The 14353-nt window shown below is 45.2% G+C and carries 28 protein-coding genes; all 28 read left to right on the top strand.

Annotated features, from left to right (window positions below; translation table 11 throughout):
• The first annotated feature begins 508 nt into the window (after positions 1-508).
• Positions 509-820, top strand: coding sequence for a 30S ribosomal protein S10 (gene rpsJ / locus AB6E54_RS22335; RefSeq protein WP_004736761.1), 312 nt, complete (start codon positions 509-511; stop codon positions 818-820).
• 14 nt (positions 821-834) lie between these two features.
• Positions 835-1464, top strand: a complete 630-nt coding sequence (gene rplC, locus AB6E54_RS22330) for a 50S ribosomal protein L3 (RefSeq protein ID WP_004736763.1) — start codon at positions 835-837, stop codon at positions 1462-1464.
• Positions 1465-1480: 16 nt separating this feature from the next.
• Positions 1481-2083, top strand: a complete 603-nt coding sequence (gene rplD, locus AB6E54_RS22325; protein ID WP_004738803.1) for a 50S ribosomal protein L4 — start codon at positions 1481-1483, stop codon at positions 2081-2083.
• The gene (gene rplW, locus AB6E54_RS22320; protein ID WP_004736765.1) at positions 2080-2382 is read left to right on the top strand and encodes a 50S ribosomal protein L23; all 303 of its coding nucleotides are present in this window, start codon (positions 2080-2082) and stop codon (positions 2380-2382) included. Before rplD ends, rplW begins: the two co-directional genes overlap by 4 nt.
• Before the next feature lie 14 nt (positions 2383-2396).
• Complete coding sequence (gene rplB, locus AB6E54_RS22315) at positions 2397-3221, top strand: 50S ribosomal protein L2 (RefSeq protein WP_010435149.1); 825 nt, start codon at positions 2397-2399, stop codon at positions 3219-3221.
• 19 nt (positions 3222-3240) lie between these two features.
• A complete protein-coding gene (rpsS, locus tag AB6E54_RS22310) occupies positions 3241-3519 on the top strand; it encodes a 30S ribosomal protein S19 (RefSeq protein WP_004736729.1) in 279 nt (92 codons plus the stop codon).
• 10 nt (positions 3520-3529) lie between these two features.
• On the top strand, positions 3530-3862 hold the full coding sequence (rplV, locus tag AB6E54_RS22305) for a 50S ribosomal protein L22 (RefSeq protein WP_004736732.1): 333 nt from the start codon (positions 3530-3532) through the stop codon (positions 3860-3862).
• A gap of 18 nt (positions 3863-3880) precedes the next feature.
• Positions 3881-4579 carry a 30S ribosomal protein S3 gene (gene rpsC, locus AB6E54_RS22300; RefSeq protein WP_004736734.1) on the top strand — a complete coding sequence of 233 codons (699 nt, stop codon included), beginning with the start codon at positions 3881-3883 and terminating at the stop codon, positions 4577-4579.
• An 11-nt stretch (positions 4580-4590) separates the two neighbouring features.
• Positions 4591-5001: a 50S ribosomal protein L16 gene (gene rplP, locus AB6E54_RS22295; protein WP_004736736.1), complete on the top strand. Its 411-nt coding sequence runs from the start codon at positions 4591-4593 to the stop codon at positions 4999-5001.
• Positions 5001-5192: a 50S ribosomal protein L29 gene (rpmC, locus tag AB6E54_RS22290; protein WP_004736737.1), complete on the top strand. Its 192-nt coding sequence runs from the start codon at positions 5001-5003 to the stop codon at positions 5190-5192. The genes rplP and rpmC overlap by 1 nt, the downstream gene beginning before the upstream one ends.
• Positions 5192-5446: a 30S ribosomal protein S17 gene (gene rpsQ, locus AB6E54_RS22285; protein ID WP_004736739.1), complete on the top strand. Its 255-nt coding sequence runs from the start codon at positions 5192-5194 to the stop codon at positions 5444-5446. Before rpmC ends, rpsQ begins: the two co-directional genes overlap by 1 nt.
• A gap of 162 nt (positions 5447-5608) precedes the next feature.
• Positions 5609-5980: a 50S ribosomal protein L14 gene (gene rplN, locus AB6E54_RS22280; protein WP_004736740.1), complete on the top strand. Its 372-nt coding sequence runs from the start codon at positions 5609-5611 to the stop codon at positions 5978-5980.
• A gap of 11 nt (positions 5981-5991) precedes the next feature.
• Positions 5992-6309 carry a 50S ribosomal protein L24 gene (gene rplX / locus AB6E54_RS22275; RefSeq protein WP_004738792.1) on the top strand — a complete coding sequence of 106 codons (318 nt, stop codon included), beginning with the start codon at positions 5992-5994 and terminating at the stop codon, positions 6307-6309.
• Between the two features lie 24 nt (positions 6310-6333).
• Positions 6334-6873 (top strand): 50S ribosomal protein L5, encoded by a 540-nt coding sequence (gene rplE / locus AB6E54_RS22270; RefSeq protein WP_004738790.1) that lies wholly within the window; start codon positions 6334-6336, stop codon positions 6871-6873.
• Positions 6874-6889: 16 nt separating this feature from the next.
• Complete coding sequence (gene rpsN, locus AB6E54_RS22265; RefSeq protein ID WP_004738789.1) at positions 6890-7195, top strand: 30S ribosomal protein S14; 306 nt, start codon at positions 6890-6892, stop codon at positions 7193-7195.
• A 29-nt stretch (positions 7196-7224) separates the two neighbouring features.
• Entirely contained in the window at positions 7225-7617 is a 393-nt protein-coding gene (gene rpsH / locus AB6E54_RS22260; RefSeq protein WP_017061309.1) for a 30S ribosomal protein S8, read from the top strand.
• A 10-nt stretch (positions 7618-7627) separates the two neighbouring features.
• Positions 7628-8161, top strand: a complete 534-nt coding sequence (gene rplF / locus AB6E54_RS22255) for a 50S ribosomal protein L6 (RefSeq protein WP_017063712.1) — start codon at positions 7628-7630, stop codon at positions 8159-8161.
• Between the two features lie 9 nt (positions 8162-8170).
• Entirely contained in the window at positions 8171-8524 is a 354-nt protein-coding gene (gene rplR / locus AB6E54_RS22250; protein WP_004738784.1) for a 50S ribosomal protein L18, read from the top strand.
• Positions 8525-8538: 14 nt separating this feature from the next.
• Positions 8539-9039 carry a 30S ribosomal protein S5 gene (gene rpsE, locus AB6E54_RS22245; RefSeq protein WP_017061307.1) on the top strand — a complete coding sequence of 167 codons (501 nt, stop codon included), beginning with the start codon at positions 8539-8541 and terminating at the stop codon, positions 9037-9039.
• Positions 9040-9046: 7 nt separating this feature from the next.
• Positions 9047-9223, top strand: a complete 177-nt coding sequence (gene rpmD / locus AB6E54_RS22240; protein ID WP_004736756.1) for a 50S ribosomal protein L30 — start codon at positions 9047-9049, stop codon at positions 9221-9223.
• Between the two features lie 5 nt (positions 9224-9228).
• Entirely contained in the window at positions 9229-9663 is a 435-nt protein-coding gene (gene rplO, locus AB6E54_RS22235; protein WP_004736758.1) for a 50S ribosomal protein L15, read from the top strand.
• A gap of 20 nt (positions 9664-9683) precedes the next feature.
• Positions 9684-11018: a preprotein translocase subunit SecY gene (gene secY, locus AB6E54_RS22230; RefSeq protein ID WP_004738781.1), complete on the top strand. Its 1335-nt coding sequence runs from the start codon at positions 9684-9686 to the stop codon at positions 11016-11018.
• Positions 11019-11059: 41 nt separating this feature from the next.
• Positions 11060-11173 carry a 50S ribosomal protein L36 gene (gene rpmJ / locus AB6E54_RS22225; RefSeq protein WP_000868186.1) on the top strand — a complete coding sequence of 38 codons (114 nt, stop codon included), beginning with the start codon at positions 11060-11062 and terminating at the stop codon, positions 11171-11173.
• Between the two features lie 148 nt (positions 11174-11321).
• The gene (rpsM, locus tag AB6E54_RS22220) at positions 11322-11678 is read left to right on the top strand and encodes a 30S ribosomal protein S13 (protein ID WP_004738779.1); all 357 of its coding nucleotides are present in this window, start codon (positions 11322-11324) and stop codon (positions 11676-11678) included.
• A 19-nt stretch (positions 11679-11697) separates the two neighbouring features.
• Complete coding sequence (rpsK, locus tag AB6E54_RS22215; protein WP_004738778.1) at positions 11698-12087, top strand: 30S ribosomal protein S11; 390 nt, start codon at positions 11698-11700, stop codon at positions 12085-12087.
• A gap of 31 nt (positions 12088-12118) precedes the next feature.
• Positions 12119-12739, top strand: coding sequence for a 30S ribosomal protein S4 (rpsD, locus tag AB6E54_RS22210; protein ID WP_004738777.1), 621 nt, complete (start codon positions 12119-12121; stop codon positions 12737-12739).
• Between the two features lie 22 nt (positions 12740-12761).
• Positions 12762-13754: a DNA-directed RNA polymerase subunit alpha gene (locus tag AB6E54_RS22205; protein ID WP_004729813.1), complete on the top strand. Its 993-nt coding sequence runs from the start codon at positions 12762-12764 to the stop codon at positions 13752-13754.
• A gap of 24 nt (positions 13755-13778) precedes the next feature.
• Entirely contained in the window at positions 13779-14159 is a 381-nt protein-coding gene (gene rplQ, locus AB6E54_RS22200; protein WP_004729812.1) for a 50S ribosomal protein L17, read from the top strand.
• The last annotated feature ends 194 nt before the right edge of the window (positions 14160-14353 follow it).

Raw genomic sequence — 14353 nt, 5'->3', positions numbered from 1 at the left:
TCGCAATCCGCGAAGGTGGCCGTACAGTTGGTGCTGGTGTTGTAGCTAAAATCTTCGCTTAATAGCATTTAGATTTTTGCACTCTCTTCATTAGAAGAGCACGCATCTGAAAAGGGGAGCTTCGGCTTCCCTTTTGTTTTCTCAAAAGAAATATTACCTTCCATCTGTCTTCTTCCCTCTCGATACAAAACCAACTTCCTATAAATTGCGATTATTTTTCCAACACTACTTGCATACTAAAGTGTGATCTGTATAATGCATTGCACTGGCTAACGCTGGTTGTGAACCAATGAGCACTGAGGAGTAGGTCTTACCTAGTAATGTATACTCAGCTTATGTTCGCGGTTAATAAAAATAGTAAACTTCTTGTTTACTTCAAAAGTTAACTGACAATGCGTCCTAATTTTGGGTGCTACGGTTTCACATAAATCAATCGGCATTCTCTCGTTTTATCGGGTTTGAGTGGCGATATTGTTTGTGTAATTTTTAATAATTGGAGCTCTGTCTCATGCAGAACCAACGTATTCGTATCCGCCTTAAAGCGTTTGATTACAAGCTAATCGATGCTTCAACTGCGGAAATCGTTGAAACAGCAAAACGTACTGGCGCACAGGTTCGTGGTCCTATTCCACTTCCTACTCGTAAAGAGCGTTTCACTGTTCTTACCTCTCCACACGTCAACAAAGATGCACGTGATCAGTACGAAATCCGTACTCACAAGCGTTTGATCGACATCGTTGAGCCAACAGATAAAACTGTTGATGCTCTAATGCGTCTTGATCTTGCAGCTGGCGTTGATGTTCAAATCAGCCTAGGTTAAGGGAGATAAGAATAATGATTGGTCTAGTCGGACGTAAAGTGGGTATGACCCGCGTATTTACTGAAGAAGGCGTTTCTATCCCAGTAACTGTTGTTGAGGTTGAAGCGAACCGTATTTCTCAAGTTAAAACTCTTGAGACAGACGGCTACGCAGCAATCCAAGTAACTACTGGTGCTAAGAAAGCTAACCGTGTAACTAAACCTGAAGCTGGTCACTTCGCGAAAGCGGGTGTAGAAGCAGGTCGCGGTCTTTGGGAATTCCGTTTAGAAAACGGCGAAGAGTTTGAAGTTGGCGCTGAGCTAAACGTAGAACTTTTCAACGAAATTAAAAAAGTAGACGTTACTGGTACATCTAAAGGTAAAGGCTTCCAAGGCGCTATCAAGCGTTGGAACTTCTCTACTCAAGATATGACTCACGGTAACTCTTTGTCTCACCGCGCACCGGGTTCAATTGGCCAATGTCAAACTCCAGGCCGCGTGTTTAAAGGCAAGAAAATGGCAGGTCACATGGGTGCTGAGCGTGTAACGACTCAAAACCTAGAGATCGTACGTGTTGACGCTGAGCGCAATCTACTCCTTATTAAAGGTGCAGTACCGGGCTCAACAGGCGGAAACGTGATCGTAAAACCTGCTGTTAAAGCATAACGTCTAGGAGTAAGTAATGGAATTGATGGTTAAAGGTGCTGATGCACTAACTGTTTCCGAGACTACTTTCGGACGTGACTTCAACGAAGCTCTTGTACACCAAGTAGTTGTTGCATATGCAGCAGGTGCTCGTCAAGGTACTCGTGCTCAAAAGACTCGTTCTGAAGTATCTGGCGGTGGCGCTAAGCCATGGCGTCAAAAAGGTACTGGCCGCGCACGTGCTGGTACAATTCGTAGCCCAATCTGGCGTACAGGTGGTGTTACTTTTGCTGCGAAACCACAAGATCACAGCCAAAAAGTAAACAAAAAAATGTACCGCGGTGCTATGAAGAGCATTCTTTCTGAGCTAGTTCGTCAAGAGCGTTTAATCGTTGTTGATAACTTCTCTGTAGAAGCACCAAAAACAAAAGAACTTGTAGCTAAGCTTAAAGAGCTTGAGCTAAGCGACGTTCTGATTGTGACTGGCGAAGTAGATGAAAATCTATTCTTAGCTGCTCGTAACCTATACAAAGTAGATGCACGTGATGTTGCTGGTGTTGATCCAGTATCACTAATCGCTTTCGACAAGGTTCTAATGACTGCTGACGCAGTTAAGCAAGTTGAGGAGATGCTAGCATGATCACTGAAGAGCGTATCTTAAAAGTTCTACGTGCTCCGCACATCTCTGAAAAAGCAACTATGGCAGCTGAGAAAGCGAACACTATCGTTTTCAAAGTAGCTAAAGATGCAACTAAGAAAGAGATCAAAGCAGCTGTAGAAAAGCTATTTGAAGTTGAAGTTAAGTCTGTAAATACTCTTGTATTAAAGGGTAAGACCAAACGTCAAGGTATGCGTGAAGGCCGTCGTTCAGACGTTAAGAAAGCCTACGTTACTTTGAAAGAAGGTCAAGATCTTGACTTCGTTGGCGGCGCGGAATAACAGGAGTAGTAAAAATGGCTATTGTTAAATGTAAGCCGACTTCCCCTGGTCGTCGTCACGTCGTTAAAGTTGTTAACGCTGACCTACACAAGGGTAAGCCATACGCACCACTTCTAGAGAAAAACTCTAAGAACGGTGGTCGTAACAACAACGGTCGTATTACAGTACGTCACATCGGTGGTGGTCATAAGCACCATTACCGTGTAATTGACTTCAAACGTACTAAAGATGGCATCCCAGCGAAAGTTGAGCGTCTAGAATACGATCCAAACCGTAGTGCTAACATCGCTCTAGTTCTGTACGCAGACGGTGAGCGTCGTTACATCATTGCACCTAAAGGTGTTAACGCAGGCGACCAGATTCAATCTGGCGTAGATGCTGCAATCAAAGCAGGTAACACTCTGCCGATGCGCAACATCCCAGTAGGTTCTACTGTACACTGTGTTGAACTTAAGCCTGGTAAAGGTGCTCAACTAGCTCGTTCGGCTGGTGCTTATGCTCAAATCATCGCTCGCGATGGTGCATACGTAACTATCCGTCTACGTTCTGGTGAGATGCGCAAAGTTCTTTCTGAAGGTCGTGCAACGATCGGTGAAGTTGGAAACTCTGAGCATATGCTACGTGAACTTGGTAAAGCTGGTGCTTCACGCTGGCGCGGCGTACGTCCAACCGTACGTGGTGTAGTAATGAACCCGGTGGATCACCCACATGGTGGTGGTGAAGGCCGCACATCTGGTGGTCGTCACCCAGTTTCTCCTTGGGGCGTTCCTACTAAGGGCTTCAAGACTCGTAAGAACAAGCGCACTGACAAGTACATCGTACGTCGTCGCACTAAATAATTTATAAAGAGGAATCGCCATGCCACGTTCTCTCAAGAAAGGTCCTTTTATTGACCTACACTTGCTGAAGAAGGTAGAGAAAGCGGTGGAAAGCGGAGACAAAAAGCCTATTAAGACTTGGTCCCGTCGCTCAATGATCATCCCAACAATGATTGGTTTGACCATCGCTGTCCATAATGGTCGTCAGCACGTTCCAGTTTTCGTTACCGAAGAAATGATCGGTCACAAACTGGGCGAATTTGCACCAACTCGTACTTATCGCGGTCATGCTGCAGATAAGAAAGCTAAGAAGAAATAAGGAGTAGATGATGGAAGCTTTAGCTAAACATAACTTTGCTCGTATTTCTCCACAGAAAGCTCGCTTAGTTGCAGACCAAATTCGCGGTAAGTCGGTAGACCAAGCTCTAGAAATTCTAACTTTCAGCAACAAAAAAGCTGCTGTATTAGTTAAGAAGGTTCTTGAGTCAGCTATCGCTAACGCGGAACATAACGAAGGTGCAGATATCGACGATCTAAATGTCGCTAAAATCTTCGTAGATGAGGGCCCTATCATGAAGCGTATTATGCCTCGTGCTAAAGGTCGTGCGGATCGTATCTTGAAGCGTTCAAGCCACATCACTATTGTTGTAGCAGATCGCTAAAGACTAGGAGAGTAAGCAATGGGTCAGAAAGTACATCCTAATGGTATTCGTCTTGGCATCGTTAAGCCTTGGAATGCTACATGGTTTGCTAATACCAACGAATTCGCTGACAACCTAGACGGCGACTTCAAGGTACGTCAGTTCCTTACAAAGGAACTACAAAAAGCATCATTATCTCGTATCGTTATCGAGCGTCCAGCTAAGAGCATCCGTGTGACTATTCACACTGCTCGTCCTGGCGTTGTTATCGGTAAGAAAGGTGAAGACGTAGAGAAGCTACGCGCAGCTGTAGCTAAAATCGCAGGTGTACCAGCGCAAATTAACATCGCTGAAGTACGTAAGCCTGAGCTAGATGGTCAGCTTGTAGCTGATAGCATCGCGTCTCAACTAGAGCGTCGTGTTATGTTCCGTCGTGCAATGAAGCGTGCGGTACAAAATGCTATGCGTCTAGGCGCTAAAGGCATCAAAGTACAAGTAGGCGGCCGTCTTGGCGGTGCTGAAATCGCACGTTCTGAGTGGTACCGTGAAGGCCGTGTGCCTCTACACACTCTACGTGCAGACATTGATTACGCAACTTCTTCGGCTCACACTCAATACGGTGTGATCGGCATTAAAGTTTGGATCTTCAAAGGTGAGATTCTAGGCGGTATGCCAGCTGCTAACGCAGTAGAGCCAAAAGGCGATAAGCCTAAGAAGCAGCGTAAAGGCCGTAAGTAAGGAGTCGAACGATGCTACAACCAAAACGTACTAAGTTCCGCAAGGTTATGACTGGTCGTAACCGTGGTCTAGCTAAAGGTACTGAAGTAAGCTTCGGCGAATTCGGTCTTAAAGCTGTTGGCCGTGGTCGTCTGACTGCACGTCAAATCGAAGCGGCACGTCGTGCTATGACACGTCACATTAAGCGTCAAGGTCAAATCTGGATTCGTGTATTCCCAGACAAGCCAATTACTGAAAAGCCTCTTGAAGTTCGTCAAGGTAAAGGTAAAGGTTCAGTTGCGTACTGGGTTGCTCAAATCCAACCAGGCAAAGTTATGTACGAGATGAATGGCGTACCTGAAGAGTTGGCACGTGAAGCGTTCCGCCTAGCGGCACGTAAACTGCCTGTTAAAACTACTTTTGTAACTAAGCAGGTGATGTGATGAAAGCACAAGATCTACGCGAAAAGAACGTTGAAGAGCTTAACGCTGAGCTATTGAATTTGCTACGTGAACAGTTCAACTTGCGCATGCAAGCTGCAACTGGTCAACTTCAGCAAACTCATACTCTAAAAGCTGTACGCCGTGACATCGCACGTGTGAAAACTGTTTTGACTGAAAAGGCAGGCGCATAATGAGCGAAACTAACCGCATCCAGCAAGGCCGTGTAGTAAGCGACAAGATGGACAAGTCTATCGTTGTTGCTATTGAACGCACTGTAAAACACCCAATTTACGGTAAGTTCATCAAACGCACGACTAAAGTACACGCACACGACGAAGACAACACTTGTGGCCTAGGCGACAAAGTTGAAATCGCTGAGTGTCGTCCTCTGTCTAAGACTAAGTCTTGGACATTGGTTAAAGTTCTAGAAAAAGCGAAGATTTAATCTTTGTAATTCTATAACTTATAAGCGGCTCCAAATTATTTTTTGGAGCCGCTTGTTTTTTGTCTACCCAATTTAAAAAAAGGGTGGTACAATTCGCGTCCCTTTTAAAGAGGCAGCCCGACCCGAGAGGGTCTAGTTTTAATATTTAGCGGAGCACTAACAATGATCCAGATGCAAAGTACACTTGACGCAGCAGATAACTCTGGCGCGCGCAAGGTAATGTGTATTAAGGTTCTGGGTGGCTCTCACCGCCGTTATGCACATATCGGTGACGTCATCAAGGTTACAGTGAAGGAAGCGATTCCTCGCGGTAAAGTAAAGAAAGGTGATGTTCTGAAGGCGGTAGTAGTGCGCACCCGTAAAGGCGTTCGTCGCCCAGACGGTTCTGTCATTCGCTTCGACAGTAATGCTTGTGTATTGTTAAATGACACTACTGAGCAACCAGTCGGCACACGTATCTTTGGTCCTGTGACTCGTGAACTTCGTAACGCGAAATTCATGAAGATTGTATCACTAGCACCTGAAGTTCTGTAAGGAGCGGCAATATGGCAGCTAAAATCCGTCGTAATGACGAAGTAATCATTCTTGCTGGTAAAGATAAAGGCAAGAAAGGTAAAGTAACTAAGGTTCTGACAACTGGTAAAGTTATCGTTGAAGGCATCAACCTTGTTAAGAAACACCAAAAGCCGGTTCCGGCTCTAGGTCAACAAGGTGGCATCGTTGAACAAGAAGCAGCTATTGATGCTTCTAACGTTGCTGTTTTTAACGCGGCTACTGGTAAAGCAGACCGTATCGGTTTCCGTATCGAAGATGGCAAGAAAGTTCGTTTCTTCAAATCTAACGGCGAAACTGTTTCTAACTAATTAGAAGTAATTTGGAGTTCTACTATGGCGAAACTGCATGATTACTACAAGTCGTCTGTAGTCGCTGAGCTTACCAAAGAGTTCAGCTACACAAGCGTCATGCAAGTCCCTAGGATTGAGAAAATCACCCTAAATATGGGCGTTGGTGAAGCAATCAACGATAAGAAACTGCTAGAAAACGCAGCAGCTGATATGGCAACGATCTCTGGTCAAAAGCCACTTATCACTAAAGCGCGTAAATCTGTAGCTGGTTTCAAAATTCGTGAAGGCTACCCAATTGGTTGTAAAGTAACCTTGCGTGGTGAGCGCATGTGGGAATTTTTAGAGCGTTTAATCTCTATCGCACTTCCACGTGTACGTGATTTCCGTGGTGTTAGCGCTAAGTCTTTTGACGGTCGCGGTAACTACAGCATGGGCGTTCGCGAGCAAATCATCTTTCCGGAAATCGACTACGATAAAGTCGATCGTGTCCGCGGTCTTGATATCACTATCACGACTTCTGCGGGTTCCGATGAGGAAGGCCGAGCTCTGCTGGCTGCCTTTAACTTCCCATTCCGTAAGTAAGGGTAGGGTTACTGTTATGGCTAAACAATCAATGAAAGCACGTGAAGCTAAACGTGCAAAACTAGTAGCTAAGTTCGCTGAAAAGCGTTCTGCGCTAAAAGTTATCATTAGCGATGTAAACGCATCTGAAGAAGATCGTTGGAATGCGGTTCTTAAACTGCAATCTCTTCCACGTGATTCAAGTGCATCACGTCAGCGCAACCGTTGCAACCAAACTGGTCGTCCACACGGTTACCTACGTAAATTCGGTCTAAGCCGCATTAAGGTTCGTGAAGCTTGCATGAAAGGCGAGATTCCGGGTCTTCGTAAGGCTAGCTGGTAATTGCCACTTAATCATTTGGAGTAAATCTTATGAGCATGCAAGATCCGATTTCGGATATGCTGACCCGAGTTCGTAACGGTCAGGCAGCAAACAAAGTTGCTGTAAAAATGCCTTCTTCAAAGCTTAAAGTTGCAATTGCTGCATTACTTAAAGCTGAAGGTTACATCGTAGACTTCGCTGTTAACAGCGAAGCAAAACCTGAGCTAGAAGTTACTCTTAAGTACTTCCAAGCTAAACCTGTAATCGAGCAAATCAAGCGTGTATCACGTCCTGGTCTAAGAGTTTATAAAAATAAAGACTCTTTACCTACAGTGATGGGTGGTCTTGGTATTGCAGTTGTTTCTACTTCCAAGGGTCTGATGTCTGACCGTGCTGCTCGTAAAGCAGGTCTTGGCGGTGAAATCATCTGTTACGTAGCTTAAGGAGTAGATTATGTCTCGTGTTGCTAAAGCACCTGTCGCTATTCCAGCTGGCGTAGAGGTGAAACTAAACGGCCAAGAAGTTACTGTAAAAGGTAGCAAAGGTGAGCTTACTCGCGTTCTTAACAGCGCCGTAGTTATTGCACAGGAAGAAACCAACCTAACTTTCGGTCCGAAAGAAGGTGTTACTAACGCATGGGCACAAGCTGGTACAGCTCGCGCTCTAGTTAATAACATGGTTGTGGGTGTTACTGAGGGCTTCACTAAGAAGCTAACTCTTAAGGGTGTTGGTTACCGTGCTGCTATGAAAGGCAACTCTGTAGCTCTAACTCTTGGTTTTTCTCACCCAGTAGAGCACGCTCTACCTGAAGGTATTAAAGCTGAGTGCCCTAGCCAAACTGAGATCATCATTACTGGTTGCGATAAGCAAGTAGTAGGTCAAGTTGCGGCTGACATTCGTTCTTACCGTGCTCCTGAGCCTTATAAAGGCAAAGGTGTTCGTTACGCAGATGAAAATGTGCGTACTAAAGAAGCTAAGAAGAAGTAAGGTATCACTATGGATAAGAAAGCATCTCGCATCCGTCGTGCTACACGTGCACGTCGTAAGATTGCAGAACTTGGTGCAACTCGCCTGGTAGTACACCGTACTCCTCGCCATGTTTACGCACAAGTTATCGCGGCAAACGGCTCTGAGGTTATCGCAGCTGCTTCTACTGTAGAAAAAGCGATCCGTGAGCAAGTTAAGAACACTGGTAACGTTGATGCAGCTAAAGCAGTTGGTAAAGCTGTTGCTGAGCGCGCTCTTGAAAAAGGCGTAGCTTCAGTTGCATTTGATCGTTCTGGTTTCCAATACCACGGTCGAGTAGCGGCGCTAGCAGAATCTGCTCGCGAAGCTGGTCTGAAATTCTAAGGTAGGGTTGGAAGATGGCTAAAGAACAACAACAAGCTAATGATTTGCAAGAAAAGCTGATCGCAGTTAACCGTGTATCTAAGACGGTTAAAGGTGGTCGAATCATGAGCTTTACTGCACTAACAGTAGTTGGTGACGGTAACGGTCGCGTAGGTTTCGGTTACGGCAAAGCTCGTGAAGTACCTGCTGCGATTCAAAAAGCAATGGAAAAAGCGCGCCGTAACATGGTTACAGTATCGCTTAACGAAGGCACTCTTCACCACCCGGTGAAAGGTCGTCATTCGGGCTCTAAAGTTTACATGCAGCCAGCTGCAGAAGGTACAGGTGTTATTGCCGGCGGTGCAATGCGTGCTGTACTTGAAGTTGCGGGCGTACATAACGTACTTTCTAAAGCATACGGTTCAACGAACCCGATCAACATCGTTCGTGCAACGATTGGTGCTCTAGTAGACGTTAAGTCACCAGAAATGGTTGCTGCTAAACGTGGTCTAACTGTTGAATCTATTTCGGAGTAAGCACACGATGGCAACTATTAAAGTAACTCAAACTAAAAGCTCAATTGGTCGCCTACCTAAGCACAAAGCGTGTCTTAAAGGTCTAGGTCTTCGTCGCATCAACCATACAGTAGAACTTGAAGATACACCGTGCGTACGCGGTATGATCAACAAGGTTTACTACATGGTTAAGATTGAGGAGTAATCAGAATGCGTTTGAATACTCTATCACCGGCTGCTGGCTCTAAACCTTCTAAGAAGCGTGTAGGTCGTGGTATCGGTTCTGGCCTTGGTAAAACAGGTGGCCGCGGTCACAAAGGTCAAAAGTCACGTTCTGGCGGCTCTGTTCGTCCAGGTTTTGAAGGCGGTCAAATGCCTCTAAAACAACGTCTACCTAAATTCGGTTTCACTTCTCGTAAGAGCCTAGTGTCTGCTGAAGTTCGTCTAGCTGAGCTAGCGAAAGTAACAGGTGACGTAGTTGATCTTAACAGCCTTAAAGCTGCTAACGTTATCACTAAGAACATCGAGTTTGTTAAGATCGTTCTTTCTGGTGACCTAAGCAAAGCTGTGACTGTTAAAGGTCTACGCGTGACTAAAGGCGCTAAAGCTGCAATCGAAGCTGCAGGCGGTAAAATCGAGGAATAATCTCGAGGAACGAGGTACAGATGGCTAAGAAACCAGGACAAGATTTTCGTAGTGCTCAGAGCGGCTTAAGTGAACTAAAGTCGCGCTTATTATTCGTAATTGGTGCACTTTTAGTATTCCGAGCCGGCTCTTTTGTGCCGATCCCTGGTATTGACGCAGCTGTACTTGCCGATTTGTTCGATCAGCAAAAAGGTACCATCGTAGAAATGTTTAACATGTTCTCCGGTGGTGCTCTTGAGCGTGCATCTATATTAGCATTGGGTATCATGCCGTACATTTCGGCATCGATCGTAGTCCAATTGCTAACTGTAGTTCATCCAGCGTTAGCGGAACTCAAGAAAGAGGGTGAAGCAGGCCGTCGTAAGATAAGCCAATATACACGCTACGGCACGCTTGTACTTGCAACATTCCAAGCTATTGGTATCGCAACAGGCTTACCAAACATGGTCGACAATCTGGTTGTTATCAACCAAACCATGTTTACGCTTATTGCTACCGTGAGTTTAGTAACTGGTACCATGTTCTTAATGTGGTTAGGTGAACAAATCACTGAGCGAGGAATCGGTAATGGTATTTCCATTCTGATTTTTGCAGGTATTGTTGCTGGATTGCCTTCTGCAATCGGTCAAACAATCGAGCAAGCGCGTCAAGGTGAATTGCATGTGCTTCTTCTGCTGTTGATTGCTGTATTGTCTTTTGCTGTTATTTACTTCGTAGTTTTCATGGAACGTGGTCAACGTCGTATCGTCGTTAACTATGCGAAACGTCAACAAGGTCGTAAAGTTTTTGCAGCACAAAGCTCTCACTTGCCTCTTAAGATTAATATGGCAGGTGTTATTCCAGCGATTTTCGCATCAAGTATTATTTTGTTCCCAGGAACATTAGCGCAGTGGTTTGGTCAAAATGGTGAAAGCAGCGCGTTCGGTTGGTTAACTGACGTGTCATTAGCTCTTAGCCCAGGTCAACCTTTGTATGTAATGCTTTATGCAGCAGCTATAATCTTCTTCTGTTTCTTCTATACAGCGTTGGTGTTTAACCCACGTGAAACAGCTGATAACTTGAAGAAGTCTGGTGCATTCGTACCCGGTATCCGCCCAGGTGAGCAGACAGCGAAATATATCGATAAAGTGATGACTAGACTAACCCTTGCGGGCGCTCTATACATTACTTTTATATGTCTGATTCCTGAGTTCATGATGGTCGCGTGGAACGTTCGTTTCTACTTTGGCGGCACATCACTACTAATCGTAGTGGTAGTTATCATGGATTTCATGGCACAGGTACAGACTCATCTGATGTCACAACAGTATGATTCTGTGTTAAAGAAAGCGAATCTGAAGGGTTACGGCCGTTAATTCGGTGGTAACAATTTCGATTCCATTTACGGAGTTTAGCAATGAAAGTTCGTGCTTCCGTTAAAAAAATCTGCCGTAACTGTAAAGTTATCAAGCGTAACGGTGTCGTTCGCGTGATTTGCAGTGAGCCAAAGCATAAGCAACGCCAAGGCTAATTAGCAGAAATTTTTACTTGAAATACAAGGTAGAGTCGAGTATATTCCTCGGCCTACCTTTTGCGTGCAAAAGAAGTAGTATGCCGCAGCGTATCCATAACGGGCTTTGCTGCGGATAATTCTTTTATGAACCCCTTAGGAGTGAATAATGGCCCGTATAGCCGGCATTAACATTCCTGATCATAAGCATTCTGTAATTGCACTTACTGCAATCTACGGTATCGGTAAAACTCGCTCTCAAGCTATTCTAGCTGAAGTGGGTATTGCTGAAGATGCTAAGATCAGTGAACTAACTGAAGAGCAGATCGATCAACTGCGTGATGGTGTAGCTAAGTACACTGTAGAAGGTGATCTACGTCGTGAAGTATCGATGAACATCAAGCGTCTTATGGACCTTGGCTGTTACCGCGGTCTTCGTCATCGTCGCAGTCTACCACTACGTGGACAGCGTACTAAAACCAACGCTCGCACCCGTAAGGGTCCGCGCAAGCCGATCAAGAAATAGTCGGATAAGGTAGAGTACAATGGCAAAACAACCAACTCGCGCGCGTAAGCGCGTACGCAAGCAAGTAGCTGATGGCGTAGCGCACATTCATGCTTCTTTCAACAACACAATCGTAACTATCACTGACCGTCAAGGCAACGCTCTTGCATGGGCTACAGCAGGTGGTTCAGGTTTCCGTGGTTCTCGTAAATCTACTCCGTTCGCAGCACAAGTTGCAGCTGAGCGTTGTGGTGAAATGGCTAAAGAATATGGCCTAAAGAACTTGGAAGTTATGGTTAAGGGTCCAGGTCCAGGTCGCGAATCTACTGTTCGTGCACTGAACGCTGCTGGTTTCCGTATCACTAACATTGTTGATGCGACACCAATCCCTCATAACGGTTGTCGTCCACCTAAGAAACGTCGCGTTTAAGTTTCGTTTCTAGGAATATTGGAGAAAGATCATGGCAAGATATTTGGGTCCTAAGCTTAAGCTTAGCCGTCGCGAAGGTACTGACTTATTCCTTAAGTCTGGTGTCCGTGCGATCGATACCAAGTGTAAAATTGATAACGCACCAGGTGTACACGGCGCTCGTCGCGGTCGTCTATCTGAGTATGGCGTTCAGCTTCGTGAGAAGCAAAAAGTTCGTCGTATCTACGGCGTTCTAGAAAAACAATTCCGCAACTACTACAAAGAAGCTGCACGTCTTAAAGGCAACACAGGTGCAAACCTGCTTCAGCTTCTTGAAGGTCGTCTTGATAACGTAGTTTACCGTATGGGCTTTGGCGCTACTCGTGCTGAATCTCGTCAACTAGTTAGCCACAAGTCTATTCTAGTTAACGGTAAAGTTGTAAACGTTCCTTCTTTCAAAGTAGCGGCAAACGACGTTGTTTCTATCCGCGAGAAAGCTAAACAGCAATCTCGTATTAAAGCGGCTCTAGAAGTTGCTGAACAACGTGAAAAGCCAACTTGGATTGAAGTAGATGCTGGCAAAATGGAAGGTACATTCAAGCGTATGCCTGAGCGTTCTGACCTATCAGCTGACATCAATGAACACTTGATCGTCGAACTTTACTCTAAGTAAGGTTAAAAAAAGAGAGGACACAATGCAGGGTTCTGTAACAGAATTTCTTAAGCCGCGTCTTGTTGACATTGAACAGATCAATACGACACACGCGAAAGTAACTCTTGAGCCATTAGAGCGCGGTTTCGGCCACACTCTAGGTAATGCTCTTCGCCGCATTCTTCTATCTTCTATGCCGGGTTGTGCCGTAACAGAAGTTGAAATTGAAGGTGTGCTACACGAATACAGCACTAAAGAAGGCGTTCAGGAAGATATCCTGGAAATCCTTCTAAACCTTAAAGGTTTGGCTGTACGCGTTGCTGAAGGCAAAGATGAAGTGTTTATTACACTGAACAAATCAGGCTCAGGCCCTGTTGTTGCAGGTGACATCACCCACGATGGTGATGTAGAGATCGCTAACCCTGAGCACGTAATTTGTCACCTAACGGATGACAACGCTGAGATCGCTATGCGTATCAAAGTAGAACGTGGTCGTGGTTACGTTCCAGCTTCAGCTCGTATCCATACTGAAGAAGATGAGCGTCCTATCGGTCGTCTACTAGTTGACGCTACTTACAGCCCGGTTGATAAAATCGCTTACGCTGTAGAAGCGGCACGTGTAGAACAACGTACTGATTTAGACAAGCTTGTTATCGATATGGAAACGAACGGTACTCTAGAACCTGAGGAAGCAATCCGTCGTGCAGCTACTATTTTAGCTGAACAATTGGATGCGTTCGTAGATCTTCGTGATGTACGTGTACCTGAGGAGAAGGAAGAGAAGCCAGAATTCGATCCTATCCTACTACGTCCTGTAGACGATCTTGAACTAACAGTTCGCTCTGCTAACTGTTTGAAAGCAGAAGCGATTCACTACATCGGTGATCTTGTACAGCGCACTGAGGTTGAGCTACTTAAAACGCCAAACCTTGGTAAGAAATCTCTTACAGAGATTAAAGATGTGCTTGCTTCACGTGGTCTTTCTCTAGGCATGCGTCTAGAAAACTGGCCACCAGCGTCAATCGCTGAAGATTAATCGAAAAGTTAGAAGGATTAGGTCATGCGCCATCGTAAAAGTGGTCGTCAACTCAACCGCAACAGCAGTCATCGCAAAGCGATGTTCAGCAACATGGCTAGCTCTCTTGTTCGTCACGAAGTTATTAAAACTACCGTGCCTAAAGCAAAAGAACTACGTCGCGTAATTGAGCCATTGATTACCCTAGCTAAGACAGACAGTGTTGCTAACCGTCGTCTTGCATTTGCTCGCACTCGTGATAACGAAGTTGTGGCAAAACTATTTAATGAACTAGGCCCGCGTTTCGCGGCTCGCCAAGGTGGTTACACTCGCATTCTTAAATGTGGTTTCCGTACTGGTGATAAAGCTCCAATGGCTTACATTGAGCTTGTAGACCGCCCAGCTGCTGAAGAAGCTGCTGAGTAATCTATACTAGATTCTTAATACAAAAGCCGAGCATTAGCTCGGCTTTTTTGTGTCTGTAGAACAAGGAAAAGATAATAGAAATTGCACCATGATGTTTGGCACTTTTTGCTTGTCTTATCTGCTCCAATTTTCAAAAATGTCTCGTATCTCGTATCTCGTATCTCGTATCTCGTATCTCGTATCTCGTATCTCGT

This window comes from Vibrio sp. 10N.247.311.49 (assembly GCF_041467655.1).
In the GTDB taxonomy this organism is placed as follows: domain Bacteria; phylum Pseudomonadota; class Gammaproteobacteria; order Enterobacterales; family Vibrionaceae; genus Vibrio; species Vibrio crassostreae_C.
This window is presented reverse-complemented; position numbering and strand designations above follow the sequence as displayed.

Coding starts and splice junctions, on each gene's coding strand:
- AB6E54_RS22205 (WP_004729813.1), top strand. CDS start 12,762: ATGCAGGGTTCTGTAACAGAATTTCTTAAGCCGCGTCTTGTTGACATT.
- rplO (WP_004736758.1), top strand. CDS start 9,229: ATGCGTTTGAATACTCTATCACCGGCTGCTGGCTCTAAACCTTCTAAG.
- rpsN (WP_004738789.1), top strand. CDS start 6,890: ATGGCTAAACAATCAATGAAAGCACGTGAAGCTAAACGTGCAAAACTA.
- rplQ (WP_004729812.1), top strand. CDS start 13,779: ATGCGCCATCGTAAAAGTGGTCGTCAACTCAACCGCAACAGCAGTCAT.
- rplN (WP_004736740.1), top strand. CDS start 5,609: ATGATCCAGATGCAAAGTACACTTGACGCAGCAGATAACTCTGGCGCG.
- rpsE (WP_017061307.1), top strand. CDS start 8,539: ATGGCTAAAGAACAACAACAAGCTAATGATTTGCAAGAAAAGCTGATC.
- rplV (WP_004736732.1), top strand. CDS start 3,530: ATGGAAGCTTTAGCTAAACATAACTTTGCTCGTATTTCTCCACAGAAA.
- rplW (WP_004736765.1), top strand. CDS start 2,080: ATGATCACTGAAGAGCGTATCTTAAAAGTTCTACGTGCTCCGCACATC.
- rpsK (WP_004738778.1), top strand. CDS start 11,698: ATGGCAAAACAACCAACTCGCGCGCGTAAGCGCGTACGCAAGCAAGTA.
- rpsM (WP_004738779.1), top strand. CDS start 11,322: ATGGCCCGTATAGCCGGCATTAACATTCCTGATCATAAGCATTCTGTA.
- rpsS (WP_004736729.1), top strand. CDS start 3,241: ATGCCACGTTCTCTCAAGAAAGGTCCTTTTATTGACCTACACTTGCTG.
- rplR (WP_004738784.1), top strand. CDS start 8,171: ATGGATAAGAAAGCATCTCGCATCCGTCGTGCTACACGTGCACGTCGT.
- rplF (WP_017063712.1), top strand. CDS start 7,628: ATGTCTCGTGTTGCTAAAGCACCTGTCGCTATTCCAGCTGGCGTAGAG.
- rplC (WP_004736763.1), top strand. CDS start 835: ATGATTGGTCTAGTCGGACGTAAAGTGGGTATGACCCGCGTATTTACT.
- secY (WP_004738781.1), top strand. CDS start 9,684: ATGGCTAAGAAACCAGGACAAGATTTTCGTAGTGCTCAGAGCGGCTTA.
- rpsJ (WP_004736761.1), top strand. CDS start 509: ATGCAGAACCAACGTATTCGTATCCGCCTTAAAGCGTTTGATTACAAG.
- rpsQ (WP_004736739.1), top strand. CDS start 5,192: ATGAGCGAAACTAACCGCATCCAGCAAGGCCGTGTAGTAAGCGACAAG.
- rpmD (WP_004736756.1), top strand. CDS start 9,047: ATGGCAACTATTAAAGTAACTCAAACTAAAAGCTCAATTGGTCGCCTA.
- rplD (WP_004738803.1), top strand. CDS start 1,481: ATGGAATTGATGGTTAAAGGTGCTGATGCACTAACTGTTTCCGAGACT.
- rplB (WP_010435149.1), top strand. CDS start 2,397: ATGGCTATTGTTAAATGTAAGCCGACTTCCCCTGGTCGTCGTCACGTC.
- rplE (WP_004738790.1), top strand. CDS start 6,334: ATGGCGAAACTGCATGATTACTACAAGTCGTCTGTAGTCGCTGAGCTT.
- rpmJ (WP_000868186.1), top strand. CDS start 11,060: ATGAAAGTTCGTGCTTCCGTTAAAAAAATCTGCCGTAACTGTAAAGTT.
- rplX (WP_004738792.1), top strand. CDS start 5,992: ATGGCAGCTAAAATCCGTCGTAATGACGAAGTAATCATTCTTGCTGGT.
- rpsC (WP_004736734.1), top strand. CDS start 3,881: ATGGGTCAGAAAGTACATCCTAATGGTATTCGTCTTGGCATCGTTAAG.
- rpmC (WP_004736737.1), top strand. CDS start 5,001: ATGAAAGCACAAGATCTACGCGAAAAGAACGTTGAAGAGCTTAACGCT.
- rpsD (WP_004738777.1), top strand. CDS start 12,119: ATGGCAAGATATTTGGGTCCTAAGCTTAAGCTTAGCCGTCGCGAAGGT.
- rpsH (WP_017061309.1), top strand. CDS start 7,225: ATGAGCATGCAAGATCCGATTTCGGATATGCTGACCCGAGTTCGTAAC.
- rplP (WP_004736736.1), top strand. CDS start 4,591: ATGCTACAACCAAAACGTACTAAGTTCCGCAAGGTTATGACTGGTCGT.